General features: G+C 43.2%; 18 protein-coding genes. 8 read left to right on the top strand and 10 right to left on the bottom strand.

Features of this window, described 5'->3' with window-relative positions:
• Nucleotides 1-126: 126 nt before the first annotated feature.
• Nucleotides 127-777 (bottom strand): orotate phosphoribosyltransferase, encoded by a 651-nt coding sequence (gene pyrE, locus PV763_RS05380; protein ID WP_044108820.1) that lies wholly within the window; start codon nt 775-777, stop codon nt 127-129.
• 40 nt (nt 778-817) lie between these two features.
• Between pyrE and PV763_RS05385 the strand changes: the two genes are divergently transcribed.
• The gene (locus tag PV763_RS05385; RefSeq protein ID WP_180038179.1) at nt 818-1,636 is read left to right on the top strand and encodes an exodeoxyribonuclease III; all 819 of its coding nucleotides are present in this window, start codon (nt 818-820) and stop codon (nt 1,634-1,636) included.
• A 473-nt stretch (nt 1,637-2,109) separates the two neighbouring features.
• A complete protein-coding gene (locus PV763_RS05390; RefSeq protein ID WP_191112658.1) occupies nt 2,110-2,460 on the top strand; it encodes a Spx/MgsR family RNA polymerase-binding regulatory protein in 351 nt (116 codons plus the stop codon).
• 73 nt (nt 2,461-2,533) lie between these two features.
• Here the strand turns inward: PV763_RS05390 and PV763_RS05395 are convergent, their stop codons facing one another.
• Entirely contained in the window at nt 2,534-2,971 is a 438-nt protein-coding gene (locus PV763_RS05395; RefSeq protein WP_005105342.1) for a DUF2147 domain-containing protein, read from the bottom strand.
• 156 nt (nt 2,972-3,127) lie between these two features.
• On the opposite strand from PV763_RS05395, the gene PV763_RS05400 reads away from it, so the two are divergent.
• Nucleotides 3,128-4,039: an alpha/beta hydrolase gene (locus tag PV763_RS05400; protein WP_044108817.1), complete on the top strand. Its 912-nt coding sequence runs from the start codon at nt 3,128-3,130 to the stop codon at nt 4,037-4,039.
• Between the two features lie 62 nt (nt 4,040-4,101).
• Here the strand turns inward: PV763_RS05400 and PV763_RS05405 are convergent, their stop codons facing one another.
• On the bottom strand, nt 4,102-4,671 hold the full coding sequence (locus tag PV763_RS05405) for an FMN-dependent NADH-azoreductase (protein WP_044108816.1): 570 nt from the start codon (nt 4,669-4,671) through the stop codon (nt 4,102-4,104).
• 342 nt (nt 4,672-5,013) lie between these two features.
• On the opposite strand from PV763_RS05405, the gene PV763_RS05410 reads away from it, so the two are divergent.
• The gene (locus PV763_RS05410) at nt 5,014-6,210 is read left to right on the top strand and encodes a GGDEF domain-containing protein (RefSeq protein ID WP_191112659.1); all 1,197 of its coding nucleotides are present in this window, start codon (nt 5,014-5,016) and stop codon (nt 6,208-6,210) included.
• Between the two features lie 25 nt (nt 6,211-6,235).
• On the opposite strand, the gene dsbD is transcribed toward PV763_RS05410, so the two are convergent.
• From dsbD to PV763_RS05430, 4 genes are all read right to left on the bottom strand, one after another.
• A complete protein-coding gene (gene dsbD / locus PV763_RS05415) occupies nt 6,236-8,077 on the bottom strand; it encodes a protein-disulfide reductase DsbD (protein ID WP_191112669.1) in 1,842 nt (613 codons plus the stop codon).
• A gap of 19 nt (nt 8,078-8,096) precedes the next feature.
• Nucleotides 8,097-8,852, bottom strand: coding sequence for a transporter (locus tag PV763_RS05420; protein ID WP_191112660.1), 756 nt, complete (start codon nt 8,850-8,852; stop codon nt 8,097-8,099).
• A 21-nt stretch (nt 8,853-8,873) separates the two neighbouring features.
• On the bottom strand, nt 8,874-9,416 hold the full coding sequence (locus PV763_RS05425) for a hypothetical protein (protein ID WP_039902494.1): 543 nt from the start codon (nt 9,414-9,416) through the stop codon (nt 8,874-8,876).
• 127 nt (nt 9,417-9,543) lie between these two features.
• Entirely contained in the window at nt 9,544-9,909 is a 366-nt protein-coding gene (locus PV763_RS05430; RefSeq protein ID WP_004647220.1) for an HPF/RaiA family ribosome-associated protein, read from the bottom strand.
• Between the two features lie 1,006 nt (nt 9,910-10,915).
• Here PV763_RS05430 and PV763_RS05435 point away from each other — a divergent pair.
• The 4 genes from PV763_RS05435 (at nt 10,916) to PV763_RS05450 (ending at nt 13,904) form a co-directional block, all read left to right on the top strand.
• A complete protein-coding gene (locus tag PV763_RS05435) occupies nt 10,916-11,641 on the top strand; it encodes an outer membrane protein OmpK (RefSeq protein ID WP_191112661.1) in 726 nt (241 codons plus the stop codon).
• Between the two features lie 81 nt (nt 11,642-11,722).
• Nucleotides 11,723-12,235 (top strand): GNAT family N-acetyltransferase, encoded by a 513-nt coding sequence (locus tag PV763_RS05440; protein ID WP_278356825.1) that lies wholly within the window; start codon nt 11,723-11,725, stop codon nt 12,233-12,235.
• Between the two features lie 172 nt (nt 12,236-12,407).
• Nucleotides 12,408-13,130: a hypothetical protein gene (locus PV763_RS05445; protein WP_338840402.1), complete on the top strand. Its 723-nt coding sequence runs from the start codon at nt 12,408-12,410 to the stop codon at nt 13,128-13,130.
• Between the two features lie 66 nt (nt 13,131-13,196).
• On the top strand, nt 13,197-13,904 hold the full coding sequence (locus PV763_RS05450; protein ID WP_004281281.1) for a phospholipase D family protein: 708 nt from the start codon (nt 13,197-13,199) through the stop codon (nt 13,902-13,904).
• Between the two features lie 243 nt (nt 13,905-14,147).
• On the opposite strand, the gene urtE is transcribed toward PV763_RS05450, so the two are convergent.
• Genes urtE through urtC form a run of 3 tightly spaced genes read right to left on the bottom strand, consistent with a single transcriptional unit; the run spans nt 14,148 to nt 16,745 of the window.
• Entirely contained in the window at nt 14,148-14,846 is a 699-nt protein-coding gene (gene urtE, locus PV763_RS05455; RefSeq protein WP_039902488.1) for an urea ABC transporter ATP-binding subunit UrtE, read from the bottom strand.
• A gap of 10 nt (nt 14,847-14,856) precedes the next feature.
• Complete coding sequence (gene urtD / locus PV763_RS05460; RefSeq protein WP_004281279.1) at nt 14,857-15,675, bottom strand: urea ABC transporter ATP-binding protein UrtD; 819 nt, start codon at nt 15,673-15,675, stop codon at nt 14,857-14,859.
• Nucleotides 15,672-16,745 (bottom strand): urea ABC transporter permease subunit UrtC, encoded by a 1,074-nt coding sequence (urtC, locus tag PV763_RS05465; RefSeq protein WP_338840400.1) that lies wholly within the window; start codon nt 16,743-16,745, stop codon nt 15,672-15,674. Before urtC ends, urtD begins: the two co-directional genes overlap by 4 nt.
• Nucleotides 16,746-16,747: the final 2 nt, after the last annotated feature.

Below are 16,747 nucleotides of genomic sequence, written 5' to 3' on the forward strand. Positions count from 1 at the left end.
TGAATCCTGGTCGTTAAAGTGTTTGTTTGCACTCATATTTTAACTGTTAGGACTCAGGTTTTTTTATTTAAAGCAAACTATGGGACAGCAGTGAGCTTAAGCTTCCTTTTCTATGCCAATCCAGGCTTAGATCCCATATTTAACACGGTAATCTTCCATTTTCGCCAAAGCTTCTAGGTCGCCTTTCGCTTCCAGATAGTCCATTAAATCTTTCATGGTAACTAAGGCATGTACAGGAATCTCAAGCTCTTGCTGCACTTCCTGAATCGCAGATAAATCACCCTGACCTTTTTCCTGACGATCAAGCGCCACGAGTACACCGGCAATTTGGGCACCGGCATTTTTCAGGATGGTGACGACTTCACGAATCGCCGTTCCTGCGGTAATTACGTCATCAATGATCCAGACTTTTTTACCTTCTACAGAAGCACCCACCAATACGCCACCCTCACCATGGTCTTTGGCTTCTTTGCGATTAAAACCCCACGGCACACTTACCCCATGATTTTGTGACAAAGCCACAGCAGTTGCTGCCACAAAGGGAATGCCTTTATAGGCAGGGCCGAAGATCACTTCAACATGGTCACATTCAGTCAGTTTTGCAGCATAGCCAGAAGCCAGCAGTGTCAAGGCTTCACCATCATTCAACAGACCCGCATTAAAAAAATAGGGACTCACACGTCCCGATTTTAAAGTAAACTCACCAAATTTAAGCACACCGCGTGATAATGCGAGTTCGATAAAAGCTTGCGGGTTAAACTGAGCTGGCGTTGACATGAGGTGCTCCTAAATCCATTAATTAAGGTAAGACTTGCGCATGATACCAAAGAGTAGCTATCCAGGTGATCAAAAAATTCTTCGCGTCGTTTCAATTAATGTCAACGGCTTACGTTCATCTGTCACCAAAGGCCTATTGGAATGGATGGAACAGTCGGATGCCGACGTGATTTGCATGCAGGAAAGCCGGATCACGCATGCGCAGTGGACCGATAAATTCAAGCCTGAAGGCTGGTACACGCACCTGTTTCCTGCCGAGCGTCCGGGTTATGCCGGTACTGCCATTTATAGCCGTCTGCCTTTTGTGTCTTTAACCGATGGCCTGGGTTTTGAACTGGCCGATTCACAAGGCCGTTTTATTGCTGCTGAATTTGACTTGGGTCTAGAACAAACTGTACAGATCTGTTCCCTGTATCTGCCTTCCGGTTCATCGGGTGATGAAGCGCAAGCACGTAAAGATCACTTTCTGGAAGAATACGCAAAAATTCTGAAACAGTGGCGCGATGAAAATAAATCGGTAATTGTCTGCGGTGACTATAATATCGTGCATAAACGTATTGATATTAAAAACTGGTCAGGCAATCAGAAAGCCTCGGGTTGCTTGCCGCATGAACGTGCCTGGCTAGATCATATCTACGATGAGCTTGGTTATGTCGATACTTTCCGTGAAGTCCGCAAAGAAGCCGAGCTGTATTCCTGGTGGTCAAACCGTGGACAAGCACGCGCCAAGAACGTTGGTTGGCGGATTGATTATCAGGCCTGCTCTCCAGACTGGAAAGAGCGCACCGTTAATGCCTGGGTCTATAAAGAACAATGGTTTAGCGACCATGCCCCCGTGATCATCGACTACAAACTATAATCTACATTATTTAATTGAGTGAACACACGTTCACTCAATTAAGGCTTATCTCTTACATGACATGACGTATTTTTTGGGTTTATCTCAATGTAATAACATAGCATTATAGCGCTACGGCACAAGGACATGTCAGGACGACAACATAAGGACAGGACGCCGTAGGACGAAAATAAAACAGACTATAGATTTAGCTTGTTTTGCATGGATGTGACATTGGACGTTGGATTGAGACCCGCATGATCAGGATGATTAAATGCGGGTTTTCTATTTCTATCATTCCCAAATTTCTATTTTTCTTATTAAGTAAGTTATTCTTTTTCTTAGCGCTCATGTTAAAGCTGCTTGATGTCATTTTGATGACATGACTTTTCTGCTATTTAAAGCTTTTTCCTTTTTTTCATTTGCTTTTACATGGTCTGCTGCTGCCAATTTGGTTAAGCTAGTTCATGATTTAAATTTTTTAGATGGCAGCTATGTTCAAAATTTACGGAATTAAAAATTGTAGTTCGATGAAAAAAGCCTTTGATCTGCTGACGGAGCAAGGTCTGAGTTATGAATTTCATGACTATAAAAAACAGGGCATCGATGCTGAAACCATCAAAACCTGGCTGGATGCCTTGGGTCAGGACGTGGTTTTGAACAAGAAAGGCACTACCTGGCGTAAACTCAGTGAAGAAGAGCAACAGACCGCCCTGTCGAGTGAAGATGCCTTAATTAATGCATTAACCACCCATACCAGTTTAATCAAACGTCCAATACTGGCAACATCTACAGGATTTATTGCCGGTTTTGATGAAACAGCTTATCGTGGCTTAGCCTGCTAATATCATGTATTGAATAACACTCATAAAAAAAGCCTGACATCGGTCAGGCTTTTGTATATCTGCTTAAAATAAATTAGTTGGCACGAATCCAGGTCTGATTACGACCCAATGCCGCTACGCCGATGAAACCACGTAGCTCAAGTTTCTTACCGCCGTCTGCCAGCTGGCCTTTCAACTTATAGGTTTTACCGGATTGTGGATCAAGAATCGAACCGCTGTCATAACTGGTCCCGCCAGCATTTTTCAGACCTTTAACAATGGTCAAGCCTTTCAGAGATTTGTTGTGATATGGACCTTCACATTTCTTGCAGGCATTTTCTTCACCTGGAGTTAACACAGACTGAATACTGGCTGACAAAGTGCCGTTCTTTTGTTCAGTGAATTTAACCATGGCCTTAGGCTGCTTGGTTTTATCATCAATGGTTTTCCATACCGTGCCATTTAAAGGATCCGCGGCATTCGCCAATGCAGATAAGCCTAGTAGTCCTAACGTAAGCGCTATTTTTTTCATTTTTCTTCATTTCCTTAGTCTGAAAATAGACCCATGTAGTATTAAAAAGTCACAACAATTTTTCAATTTTTAGCTGTGACTATTTAGTGTAACCTTGTAAATATGGTTGGTAAATAATCTACACGATCAATAAAAGCACAAAAAGATGGAAGGAAGATGAAGATAAGCCCGCTAACGAAACAATTAATTACAGAAAGCTTTTTAAAAACGGCCATTCGTGCCCCGAGCAGATTCAGTCTTCCACCGAGTTCAATGCGCATTGCTCTGGAACAGATGTGCAAACTTTTCCCTCAGGATAAAACGGTACAGATTCGCTCGCTCCGACTGGCCGGACTGCGCGCGGAAGAAATTAAGCCGCAGCAGGAATCGACCCAGCTGATTTTTCATATTCATGGCGGCGCATTTTACTTAGGTTCTTTAAATACCCATCGCGCCTTTATGACTCAAATTGCGGCTCGAACCCAGATGCAGGTACTGCATGTCGATTATCCGCTATCACCTGAATCTGCCTATCCAGAAGCATTAGAAGCCTTGTTTGATGTCTATAATCTGCTGCTGGATCAAGGTGTTCAGGCCAAAGATATTATTCTGTCCGGCGATTCTTGCGGTGCCAATCTGGCCTTGGCGCTGGCACTCAAAATACAGCAGGAAAGTCTTCCACAGGTCAGCGGTCTGATTCTGCTGTCTCCACTGCTAGATTTAACGTTGACCAGTGAATCTTTACGTTATAACCAGAAGCATGATGCCCTGCTGTCTCTGGAAACAGTTCAAACCGGGATTGAATATTATGTACCGCGTTCAATTGATCGGGGTGATCCGGAAGTTTCTCCTTTTTTTGCCGATTTAACCGGTTTGCCACCGATTCATATTCAGGTAGGTTCCAAGGAAATTCTGCTGGATGATGCTAGCCGTTTTAAAGAAAAAGCGGAACAGGCGGGTGTCGAGGTCGAATTTAAACTGTATACCGGCATGTGGCACAACTTCCAGATGTTCAGTGCCTGGTTCGATGAAGCCAAGCAGGCCCTGACCGATCTTGCAGAATTTGCCCATCGTCTGGACCGGGATTAAACATAATTCAATGCATAAAAAAGGTCAGCCGTAGCTGACCCTTTAAAGAGAGGTTTTAGATTTTAAATGGCCTGAACCTGCTGTAATGCAGTTTGCAATGCTTGGGCTTTAACCGCTTCGCCCATATTGACCCCTTCAGCACGAATCACTTCGATATCATTCACACCGGTAAAGTTAAACACGGTTTTCAGGAAAGCCTCCTGAAAATCAGCCGGGCTTTGCTCGCCATACACACCACCACGGCTGCTGGCGATATACACTTTTTTATTACCCGCCAAACCTACAGGACCTTGTTCAGTATATTTAAAGGTACGTCCCGCGACACAGATCCGGTCAATCCAGGCTTTTAGGGTCGATGGCAAACCAAAGTTATACATCGCTGCACCAATCACCACGATATCCGCCTGCAAATATTGCTCTAAAATTTCCTCGCCCAATGCCGTCTGTTCTGCGTTCTGACCCATTAAAATTTCGGCGGTAAGATGGGGAATAGGCTGTGCAGCCAGATCCAGATATTCAACTTCAATGGCCTCAGCATATTTTTGCTGCAATTGTTCCACCACGGCCTGAGTCAACTGACGCGAAATAGAAGCATCTCCTAAAATACTGGAATCAATCTGTAAAACTTTCATGGCTTCGCTCTTTATCTTTGGTTGTTTCTAACAATGCAGCCATTTTAACGATTGACTATATTGAAATAATTAGTACAAATAAAACACATCATCCTGAATTTAGAACGAAACTGTATACCTCTTAACCTCTTTAATTTTGATTAAGACCCTTTGACATAGCCTGGATCACTTGCGCTATCGGCAAAGACTGAGCAGATCAGATATCAACTAAATCACAAAAATGTTTTAAATATTGTTGTTTATCAAGCATTCAAACTTATGTTATCTTGTGTAAATAAAGTTATAAATATCCAATAAGTCTTAAAAAAAATCTGCCATAACAATTAAAGTCAGACCGGGACCATGAAGCGAATATCGCCTGTATTAGAAAAAGTGCTAAGACACAGAATCAAGAAATATCTGGTCGAAGATGAAGTCGTGATGAACTGGCGCATCCTGAAGAAATGCATCCTGATGCTGACCTTGGGATGCGGAGTACATCTGACCTGGCTCGGCTGGGATATTTTCGTGTTATTAAATCCCGAATATTGGCAATATGTTCATCTAGAACGGGTCTATACACAAATTACTCTGAACAGCAGCTTTCTGGTAATTCTATTTCTCCTGATTTTTCCCTGTTATAAATTTCAGGGGAATCAGCTGATTGAACGTTATCTGCCTTATATGGCAGTGGGTACTTTTGTTATCTCATTGTGTCGTGACGCCTATCTCGTCGGGGTGATCAGCCCTGTGGCCACGACCTCCTATGTCTGTTTAATTATGGTGGGACTGGTGCTGTTCCATCGCACGCTGGTTTATAGCATGCTGATTCCAGCGTCAATTTTCCTAGGCGGATGTGCCTATTTAAGTTTCAGTCATCAATTGCCTTATTCACCGCTATTTAATATCGATGACAAGCTTTTCTATAATGGTTTCTGGCTGTTATCGATGCTGTATTTCATTTTGCCAATTCTGGCCGTCTGTATGGTCTTATTCGAGATTCTGCTCAGTCAATGGCGGCATCGTGAGCAGCTGATCAAACAACTGAGTCAGATTGATCCGCTTACCAATCTGTTTAACCGCCGTAGCATCAACCAATGTCTGGATAAACTGAATGCCGCAGCAACTCCGAATTACGCCTTGGTCTTACTGGATCTGGATCATTTCAAGAAAATTAATGATCACTATGGCCATCATAAGGGCGATCAAACCTTAGTTGAAGTGAGTGCTGTGCTGAACCAGCAATTGCGCGAAAGTGATGTGGTCGGCCGTTTTGGTGGGGAAGAATTTATTTTGGTGCTTAAAAATACCAGTCTGGAAAAAGCCGAACAAGTGGCTGAACGCTGCCGTATCGCCATTCAGCAATTGCAGATTTTCAGTGATGAGGGTGAGCTGATTCCGGTGACCGCCAGTTTCGGGATTGCTATTTCTAGCGCGGAATTACGCCCACAACAATTATTGAGTCAGGCCGATCAGGCGCTTTATCAAGCCAAAGCCGGTGGGCGTAATCTGGTCAAAGCCTATGCTGAACCGGTTCCAGTACAGATACAGGTCTCTTAAACGGGTTCAGCTTTTTAAGACTTGATTATGGATTTTCACTTTGAGCTAGTGCTTGCAGCTGTGCTAGCAATTCTGCCTCGCTAAAGGCACCGGTCAAACGCAAGCCACGAATTTCCTGCTGCTGTGCATTCAAGAATAAATACGTTGGCGGTCCTAGAATTTCCCATTGGTTTAACAGCGCTTGATGAGAGGCATTATATTGGCTTAAATCCAGCTTGATCAGGAAATATGGCGCAAGCGCCTGCTGCACCGCTACAGATTTTAAAATACGATGTTCAATCGGCTGACAGGCAACACACCAATCGGCGTAGATATCAATAATGATCTTTTGCCCTTGTGGAGCCTTGTCCAAAATCTGCTGAAATTCTGCTGCACTGCGTGCTACATGCCACTTGGCTTCTGTGCTCGCCTGCTCCACAAAAAAACGCTGACTGTGCTGATATTGGCTATAAGCAATATAAGGCACGGCCAGTACCAGACATAGGATATACAGCCATCTTAGACCAGTGCGATGCCAGAAAATCCGGAACAGTACGTAAGCCACGAAGACCATGCCCAAAGCTAAGGATAACCACTGTAACGCAGCTTCTGAAATCAACGGGCGAATAAAATATAGCGCCAGCGCCAGCATGATAAAGGCAAAGAGCACTTTGATCTGATTCATCCAGTGCCCGGCTTTAGGTAGAATCCGCGCCCCCAGAATACTGGCCAGCAATAAAGGCGTGCCCATCCCAAAACCCAGGGTAAACAGCAGTAAAGCCCCCTGCCACTGACTTTGTGTCTGGGAAATAAACAATAATGCACCTGCCAGCGGTGCGGTCATACATGGCCCCACCAGAAGCGCCGAAATCATGCCCATAACGCCGGCACTGACCAGACTGCCTCCCTGCTGCATGGCCTGTGCCCGATCCAGACGATGAACCAGACGTTGCGGCAATTTGATTTCAAACAGGCCAAACAGATTCAGAGCAAACAGAACAAATAGCACACTAAAAGCGATCAGGGTTCCCGGTTGCTGCAACCAGCGCTGAAAATTCAGGCCGGCCGAAGACGCAATTAGGCCGAGTACCGCATAGACAGCGGCCATACTGCTGACAAAAGTCAGTGCAATCATCCAGGCTTTCAGGCCTTTACTGTCACGTACGATCAGCGAGGTCAGAATCGGCAGCATCGGCAAGGAACACGGCGTAAAAGCCAGTAAAATTCCCAAGCCAAAGAACAGTAAAAGCCCATAGCCCAAAGAGCGTTCAAGCAGTTGGGCTGACCATTTCTGGTCTTGTGCTGCATAGGGTTCGGTTTGTGTGTGGGCTGATGCAGAGAGTCCATCTGCTGCAGACTCTGAGGAATCCGCTGTATTAAACAGGGTATTGTGTTGCAGTGATGACGTATTCAGATCAAGTAAACGCTTTGCTCCTGATCCGGCAGCTTCAAATTGCACCAGACCGGACAAATCGGTCTTGAACTGAATGGTTTGTGGCGGATAACAGATCCGGTCTTTGGCACAACCCTGCCAGCTGACCTGATAGGATTGCCCCGCCTGAGTCGGAATCTGAAACTTTAACTGCTGATAATAAACCTGGGTATGTCCATAGTTATCATCATATAAATCTTCAGCGGGTGGCAACTCAAACGACACCGGCTGATTGCCCTGCCGGACTTCAATTTTATGCTGATACAGATAATAGTTGTCCGGAATCTGCCAGCTCAGTTCAGCCTGCTGCTGACTGGTAGAGATCACGCTCACAGGAAAGGCCTGCTCGGCAGACAACAATGCAGTTTCTGCCTGAACAGGACTGCTGAACAAGGTGCTTCCCAAAATAACCGGCGCAAGCATTTTCCCCCAGGTCGGGAACTGCGAGTATTTCATCATCTGTGAGTTGAATAACTTAGAACAGCACAGAGAAACCTAGGCCTGAGAAGTAACTTCGATCTGCACCATCCAGATCCACACCGACATTCGCATCTAATTGGACACGATCATTTAAGGCATACATGACCCCGGTACCGAGCGCGTATTGATTATCGACACTTTCAGCTTTACGGTAAATCAGTTCAGAATAACCTGACCAGCGATCAGTAATGCGGTAGCCTAGAGAAGGAATCGCAGACACTGCCCAGTTGCTGTCCTGCCATTCATAACGCATGGTCAATGCGGTACTGACCAAGTCATTATATTGATACGACACGACAGAACCCAAGCTGTAAATATCTTCTTCATTAGTGAAACCGGCATTGCCTGTTGCAATGATAGCTTCGGCCAGCAAAGCCATACTGAGTTTGTCATCATCCAAATCAATGGCCTTTTTCAGACCAATACTAACATCGCCCAGACCATCATCTTCTTCAGTCTGGCCATTGGATTTCACTTGTGTCCAGGTCGGGCCAGCCCAACCTAAACGCAATTCCAGATCATCACTGAGTCCGGTACGTAACAACATATCTGCACTGAGGGTGGTCTCGGTCTGATCGCCCGACTTGCTATAACGCGCTGTAGGCAAGCCTTGCTCCCAAGCGACATTTCCGACTGGCGTAATTCCAGTACTCAGACCCTCACCTGGTCGATCAAATTCAAAATCTGCTGCGAAAAGCTGTGCACTACAACCGGCCAGTGCAATCAAACCCAAGGTTTTTAATGTTGTCATGTTGGAGCTCTTTATTAAAATTTAACTGAGTTCTTTGGTCATTTTTGCGCCATGCTTGCGAAGCAGTTCTAGCGTCTGTTTTTCTTCGTCTAAAGCTTCTGACCAGTTGATTTCATCAAAATCACAATCAAAGAATAGATCACTAATTGAAGATAAAATAGTCATGCCATCTTCATCTTTGCTATTTGGATCGACTTTTTCATCCAGTAAACGCTGTACGGCAGGCGCGCATGCGGCACTTGCGGCATCCCAGAGCGGGCCATAAATTTCTTCTGCATCCCACAAATGCAGATTCACTTTGGCCTGGATCAGTTCTTCCAGAATCTGTAAATGTACGGCCAAACGTGCCTGTTTCTCATCTTCTGAAAGTGGTGTACCGGCTTCATACAGCTCACACACCTCTTCCCACCATTTAAACAGGCCATCTGACCAGACCGAAATCACCGGGCCTTTGTCATGATCAATAAAATTCGGGTTGAGTCCATCTGCCAGCAGCTGTTTGACCTGGTCCAGATTTAATTCTTCGAGTGCTTGCACAAAAAGCTGTTGTTGCGCAGTTAACATGATGGAGCTCACTTTGATTCGTTTTCGACTATTATGCCGAATAAAGCAGGATTTGTTGTGCTTCTCATAACTATATTTTTGTTTAATACGAAAAAAGCCCCGCAGGGCTTTTTCAAATCAGTTCGGCTTAGTCTTCGATATCCGCAGTATCTGTGTCTGCTAGTTCGAGAGCACCAGGACGAACATTGTCTTTTTTCTCGATCACATGTTCCAGACTACGTTTTAGTCGGTCAATTGCACCATGGATCGCGGTATCGACATTATGGCCACGGTGATTGACTACGACAGGTTTCAAGCCTGCAGGGCGCGCTTCAATCATACAGCGAATATCGTCATCGCCGCCTTTGGCGCCATTTTCATCACTGAGATGGACTGAAAAATGGGTAATACGTTCGCTGTGGCGCTGGAATTCTTGATTTAATTCTTCCCGTACATAAGTAATTAAACGATCACTATTCTGAATGTGGTTATCGGTACGAAGTTCAATATTCATATATTACCATCCTCAATCTTTGTAACTTTTGAGTGCAAAATTTTTATCTTGGCACGTTTGTAGCTTGCTGTTTCGCATCGCATTTCACTTCTTCAAATGATTGGAATCACACCCTCCATTTTGAATGATGAACACATTTTTGAGTCTGCAGAATCGTGTCCTTATATCTTGAATATCGGCTGTATCTTGGAAATATGCAAGTGATATTTTGGTTTTTTAGCAAAAGAATAATCCATTGTGACAACTGCTTACTCAGCTCAAAAATACAGGATTTTTCAAACGGAAATTTCACAACCTTTCACATGATTTAATTTGAAATAATTTTTTAGCCAGACCGATAAATCGCTTAAATAACACTCGACCAGGAAACCTAAAAAAGGAGGAATTAAAAGTATTTTTTATCGAAATTAGCTCACTTTTACCTAATAATTTATCTTATAAGATCAGCGCCTAGTCAGCCTTACAGTCCTGAATAGATCATTTGCTTTATCATTATTTAGTTGCTTTTGCATAACCGGGAAAAATACTCTTTCGTCATTTTAAAATAACAACCTGCAAAATAATTTTTTATTGAAATATAAGACCGTTCAATCTCACTTGAAGAGGCTGAGAACAGGCTTATAAAACGACGGTCATTTGAGATTTTCAAACTAACCTCATTACACAAACAGAACAAAGCTGTTCAGCCTCAGGCCCAAATTAATTACTAAACAATCTGTATATCCCCCCCTATTTTTTACTGATTTTGTAAGTTAATCATCGTAAATTGAAGTGATTTTATATTTTTAGTTATACATTCAGTCTTTTAAGGCACTACATATTCAACTTTATTTAAAAAATAATAATTTAGAGAAGTATCAGCGAAAGGCAATGAAAACTGAGGAAGATGATCGTCTGCATTCAACTCATGAGGACTGAAATATATTTAGGTCAGCGATCACTTTTAACTTTATTTTTACTTATTAATCTGTATGCTTATTCTGCTTTCTCGGGGGGATAGATTTAAATGAAATTTACACAACTTGCGGCACTTTGTGCATTGGCTTCAACTGCAGCATTTGCTCAAGCAAAACCAGTTTGGCAGGACTTTAGCGTTACAGGTCTTTATGGTGAAAACTATGCTTACCCTGTCGTTGGTGATGAAATAGAGCAACGTACTGTGACTGCTGAATATGCTGCTGGTCTTAAATATGGTGACTTCTTTGCTTTTGCTGACCGTAGCAACACAGATGCTGGTAATGACACTTATTTCGAAGTTGCACCACGTTTAAGCCTTGGTGCGGTAACTGGCCAAAAACTTGAACTGGGCCCTATCAAAGATGTATTGATCGCAACAACTTGGGAAGGCGGTCAAGGCTTTAACAACTACTTGTATGGTGTTGGTTTTGCTTTAAATGTTCCATATACAAATTATGCAAATGTGAACTTCTACAAAGCTGAAAATGATGGCAGTGAAGATGATTATCAAATGACGATCACTTACGCAGTCCCATTTAAAATTGGCGGTGAAGAGTTCTTGGCTGATGCATTCTTAGACTGGTCAACAGCTGAAAAGAATGGTCACGCAAGTGAGTTAAACTGGACATCTCAGTACAAATGGAATGTAGGCAAACACATTTCTCCAGAAACAAAATTGTATGTGGGTATTGAACATTCAGTTTGGAATAACAAATATGCCATTAAAGGCCTAGATCAAAATGATGTTAGTGCATTGGTTAAATACCATTTCTAATTGATGTATGATCAAAAGCAGAACTCCGGTTCTGCTTTTTTTTAAACTGTGATTTCAGATCAACCTTACCAGAACAAGAATATGCCTGATTTTGACATTCGACCTGCGACCGAACATGATCTTGAAACCATCCTCAAGATTTATAATCAGGAAGTACTTTATGGTACTGCGACCTGGAACAGAACAGCCTTTGATCTGAACTATTTCAAAATCTGGTTTAAACAGCTTAAAAATCAGAATTTCCCGGTTTTTGTGGTTGAAGATATTCAAAATCAAGTCATTGCTGGCTATGCCTGTTATGATCAGTTTCGTAGTATTCAGGGCTTTCAACAGACGGTAGAACATTCCATCTTTTTAAATCCAGATTATGCAGGGCAAGGTTTGGGTTCTAAATTATTACAGTATTTAATTGAACAGGCTCAAGTACAGAAATTGCATATCATGGTCGCAGCGATTGATTCAGAAAACACCTCATCGATTCGTCTGCATGAAAAACTGGGTTTCGTTCAAACTGCCTATATGCCGCAAGTCGGACAGAAGTTTGGGCAATGGCGTGATTTGGTCCTCTTACAACTGAATCTGGATCAAGCTTGATTCATTCTTAGTTTAAAGCTATTCCAGAACTGCTTTCTGGACACTCCTCTTTAGCTTTTTAATACTTGGCCATCACGATATTTGGTTGTTATCCAGTTTAATAAGCACAAGTTCTATTTACTTATACGAGCGGCTATGTTTTATTCAGCTCAAAATCATACTGAATAACACCATGTATAAATCTCTATTGTCTATTGGTCTTTTAAGTTTAAGTATGCTCACTTTTGCTGATTCAGACTTTGAAAAAGAATTGTGTTCAGGCTGTAGCCAAGTGCAAAGCTATGCAAATAATGGCAAGAAATTCTACGACCAAAAACAATATCAAAAGGCCATAGCGCAATTCAAACAACAAGCCGCCTGGTCATCTTTTTGTGCGATGAATGTAGAAGACGGTGGTACAGCTTTTTCTGAGCGTGATATCACCACGGCATTTAATAATGTTGGCTTAAGTTATGCCAAGCTTGGAAAGCCGCAATGGGCACGCGCCTGGTTTTCCGTTTTTCCGAATGCTAAAGCCAGCCAGTTCAATCTAAAACAGTTGCCTGCACCAGAAAAACCGAAGAATCTTGCAGGCAAATATGTCCGCTATGCAGGTTTTGGCCAGTGGAATACGATGGAAGTTAAACGGGCTTCGAATGCCTACCAAATTGAGTTTAATGGACTCTATATGGGTTTGCGCAGTCTGATTTATGGACCAAATATAGGAGAATTTTCAACCCGGATGCCATTGAATAAAGCTCAGACCAATTACAGCGTAGAAGATTGCAAAATTGATTTGAAATTTCAGTTTAACGCTCAAATTGGACAACAGATTGCGGTGAATAGCAGCAATCCGATGTCTTGTGGTTTTGGACATAATGTCTCGGCGGATGGCATGTATTTAAAGGTTGAGTGATTGCTGATTCAGCGATATCTTATTGCCCTATAACAAACATAATATTCAAAATATTACAGGGAAAATATGGCTAAATTTCTAAATACCAGTGCAACTAATTTTTTCTTAGAAGAACTCATTAAAAATGCCAAAGAACGTCTAATTTTAATCAGTCCGTATTTACGTCTCAATGACCGCATCAAAGAATTATTAGAAGACAAAGACCGGCTAAAAATTGATGTTCGCATTGTCTATGGCAAAAGTGATTTGCATCCTGAAGAAATCAAATGGATTCAAAAACTGGACTATGTGCGTTTGAGTTTCTGCAAAAACCTGCATGCAAAGTGCTATCTCAATGAATCGGAATGTATTATTTCGAGTTTGAATTTATATGAATTTAGCCAGGTCAATAACAATGAAATGGGCATTTCAGTTCGTAAGTATGAAGATGATGAGGTTTTTAAAGATGCGTATGAAGAAGCGCAGCGTATTATTCGGATTAGCGAAGAAGTCCGGATCAGCTTAGATGAAGTCAAAGCTAATCCGAACACTGAGGATTTAGGTCAAACTGATGAAGAAGCTAATGCCTTTAGTAAATTGACCACCTCCAAACTGGCTGCCAAATATAAAATTAAAACAGCAGATTTACTTGAAAAGTTAGTGGATAAAGGCTTTTTAAAGCTGAATGACACGGGTAAACATTTTTTAACTGACCAAGGCAAATCCATCGGTGGTGAATACCGTCCAAGTCAGTACGGCGGCTATTTTTTATGGAATGAAAATACGGAGATCTAATCCCTCCATTATTCAAAAAAGAAAATTCCCCTCTCTTTAAGAGATGAGAAGCTCTGCTTCGTAAGAAGAGATTTAAAATTTAATCCCTCCAAACCTCCCTTTCTTACGCTTCGATATAAAGCAGTGCTTATATCTTGCTTAGGGAGGCTTTTTCCCTCTCCTTCTAGGAGAGGATTAGGGAGAGGTAAATAAAGATAAACCCTCATCCCCCGCCTTCTCCCATAGGAGAAGGAGCTAAAAGCCTTAAATCGCCACCAACTCCCGAATACCTTTCTCAGGCATTTCACTGCCCACACCTTGCGCTACAACCTGCCCACGTGCCATCACGGTATAAGCATCAGCAAGTTCTTCAGCAAAATCATAGAATTGCTCTACCAACACAATCGCCATCTCACCCCCATCTGCCAGTTTACGAATGACCCGACCAATATCTTTAATGATTGACGGCTGAATACCTTCAGTCGGTTCATCCAAAATCAGCACACGCGGTTCAGAAGCAAGTGCTCGTGCAATGGCAAGCTGCTGCTGCTGACCACCAGACAAATCTCCGCCACGGCGGTGCTTCATTTCATCCAACACAGGGAAAATTTCATAGAGATGCTCAGGCACTTTGCGTGTCTTTGCGCCTTTAAATTTCGCCATACCAATGAGGATGTTTTCCTCCACAGTTAAAGTTGAAAAAATATCTCGACCTTGGGGCACATAAGCCAGACCTGCACGGACACGCTGTTCAGGACTGAGTTTCGAAATGTCCTTGCCATCCAGCAAAATCTGTCCGGATTTAATCGGTAAAATACCCATCAGACATTTAAGGAGCGTGGTTTTCCCTACACCATTGCGCCCAAGCACCACCGAACACTCACCCACAGGTGCAGTCAACGACACATCACGTAAAATATGACTGCCACCATAAAATTGATTGACGTCTTTGACTTCTAACATCACGGTCTCCTTAACGTCCTAAATACTTTTCAATGACATCTTCATTGGCTTGTACTTCTGCCAATGTGCCTTCTGCTAAAATTGCGCCTTGTGCCAATACCGTGACTTTTTCACTAATCGTATCGATAAAGCTCATGTCATGCTCAACCACAACGAGGGTGTGATTTTTCTTGAGTTCTAAACACAGCTCCGCCGTGCGCTCGGTTTCGGCATCGGTCATGCCTGCTACAGGTTCATCCAGTAAAATCAGTTTTGGACGTTGCATCAACAACATGCCGATTTCTAACCATTGCTTTTGACCATGCGACAGCAAGCCAGCAGGTTTATTAATGAACTCTTGCAGACGAATTTGCGCAAGTGATTCATCCAGGGCATTTTGGGCATCGGGATCGAGTTTGCTAAAGAAACTCTTTTTCACGCGCTTGTCTTTGGGTGCTGCTAGAAGCAGATTTTCCATGACGCTGAAATTTTCAAACACCGTCGGTTTTTGGAATTTACGTCCAATGCCTGCTTCAGCAATTTGCTCGGTACTCATTTTGGCTAGGTCATAGTTTTGCCCGAAAAATGCAGCGCCTTCAGTTGGACGGGTTTTTCCGGTAATCACATCCATGAGGGTGGTTTTCCCCGCCCCGTTCGGTCCAATGATGCAGCGTAATTCCCCTTCTTCGATATACAGCGATAAATCATTTAGGGCACGAAAGGCATCAAACCAGACACTGACTTTTTCCAGATACAATGCAATGCCATGGGTAAAGTCCGCGCCTTGTTCTTTTGGGCGACCATAGCCTTCAGAAGCATGACCACCATGCGGTTGCAGGATCTCGCTCATTCGCTACGCTCCTTTTTAAAACGGTCAAACAGACCAATAATGCCTTTCGGTAAGAAAATGGTGACCACAATAAATAGCGCACCCAAAATGAGTAACCATGCTTCAGGATAAGCCGAGGTGAAATAGGTTTTTACCCCGTTAATGACACCTGCACCAATTAGTGGGCCAATTAAAGTGCCACGACCACCCGCTGCCACCCACACCGCCATTTCAATCGAGTTCACCGGGTTCATTTCACTTGGATTAATAATGCCTGCTTGCGGCACATACAGCGCGCCTGCAATCCCTGCAATCACAGCAGAAAGCACCCAAGCAGAGAGCTTGTACCAAAGCGTGCGATAACCCAAATATTGCAGACGGTTTTCGCTGTCACGAATCGCCCCCAACACACGACCATAGGGTTTATTCATTAAATGACGTAAACCGATAAAGCACAGCAACAACACCAAGGCAGTAATAAAGCACAGGCTGGCACGCATAGATGCCGAGGTAATATCCATCCCTAAAATGGTTTTAAAACCGGTAAAGCCGTTATTGCCACCAAAGCCTGTTTCATTACGGAAGAAAAGTAATGCAGCGGCAAAAGTCATGGCCTGGGTGATAATCGAGAAATACACGCCTTTAATTTTCGAGCGGAAAGCAAAGAAACCAAAAATAAAGGCAATGATGCCCGGCACTAACACCACAAGGGCAAGTGACCAAAGGAAGTATTCCGTACCGACCCAAAACCACGGCACTTCAGTCCAACTGAGGAAGCGCATAAAGTCAGGAATGCCCTCACCTGCCGATTGGCGCATTAAGTACATCCCAAAGGCATAACCGCCAAGAGCAAAGTACAAACCATGTCCCAAACTTAAAATTCCGGTATAGCCCCAAACTAAATCCAGTGCCAAAGCGACCAAGGCCAAGCACATGATTTTGCCAATCAAGGTGACCCAATAAGCGGATAAATACAGTGCTGAATCGGCAGGTAACAAATGCAACCAAGGCAATGCCAATAAAATGGCAAAGCACACGGCAATGGCAATACCGCTATGCGGTTTGTCTGATAATAATTGTGTAATCTTCATGT

Origin of the sequence: Acinetobacter sp. AS5 (genome assembly GCF_048957595.1) — a bacterium.
GTDB lineage: Bacteria > Pseudomonadota > Gammaproteobacteria > Pseudomonadales > Moraxellaceae > Acinetobacter.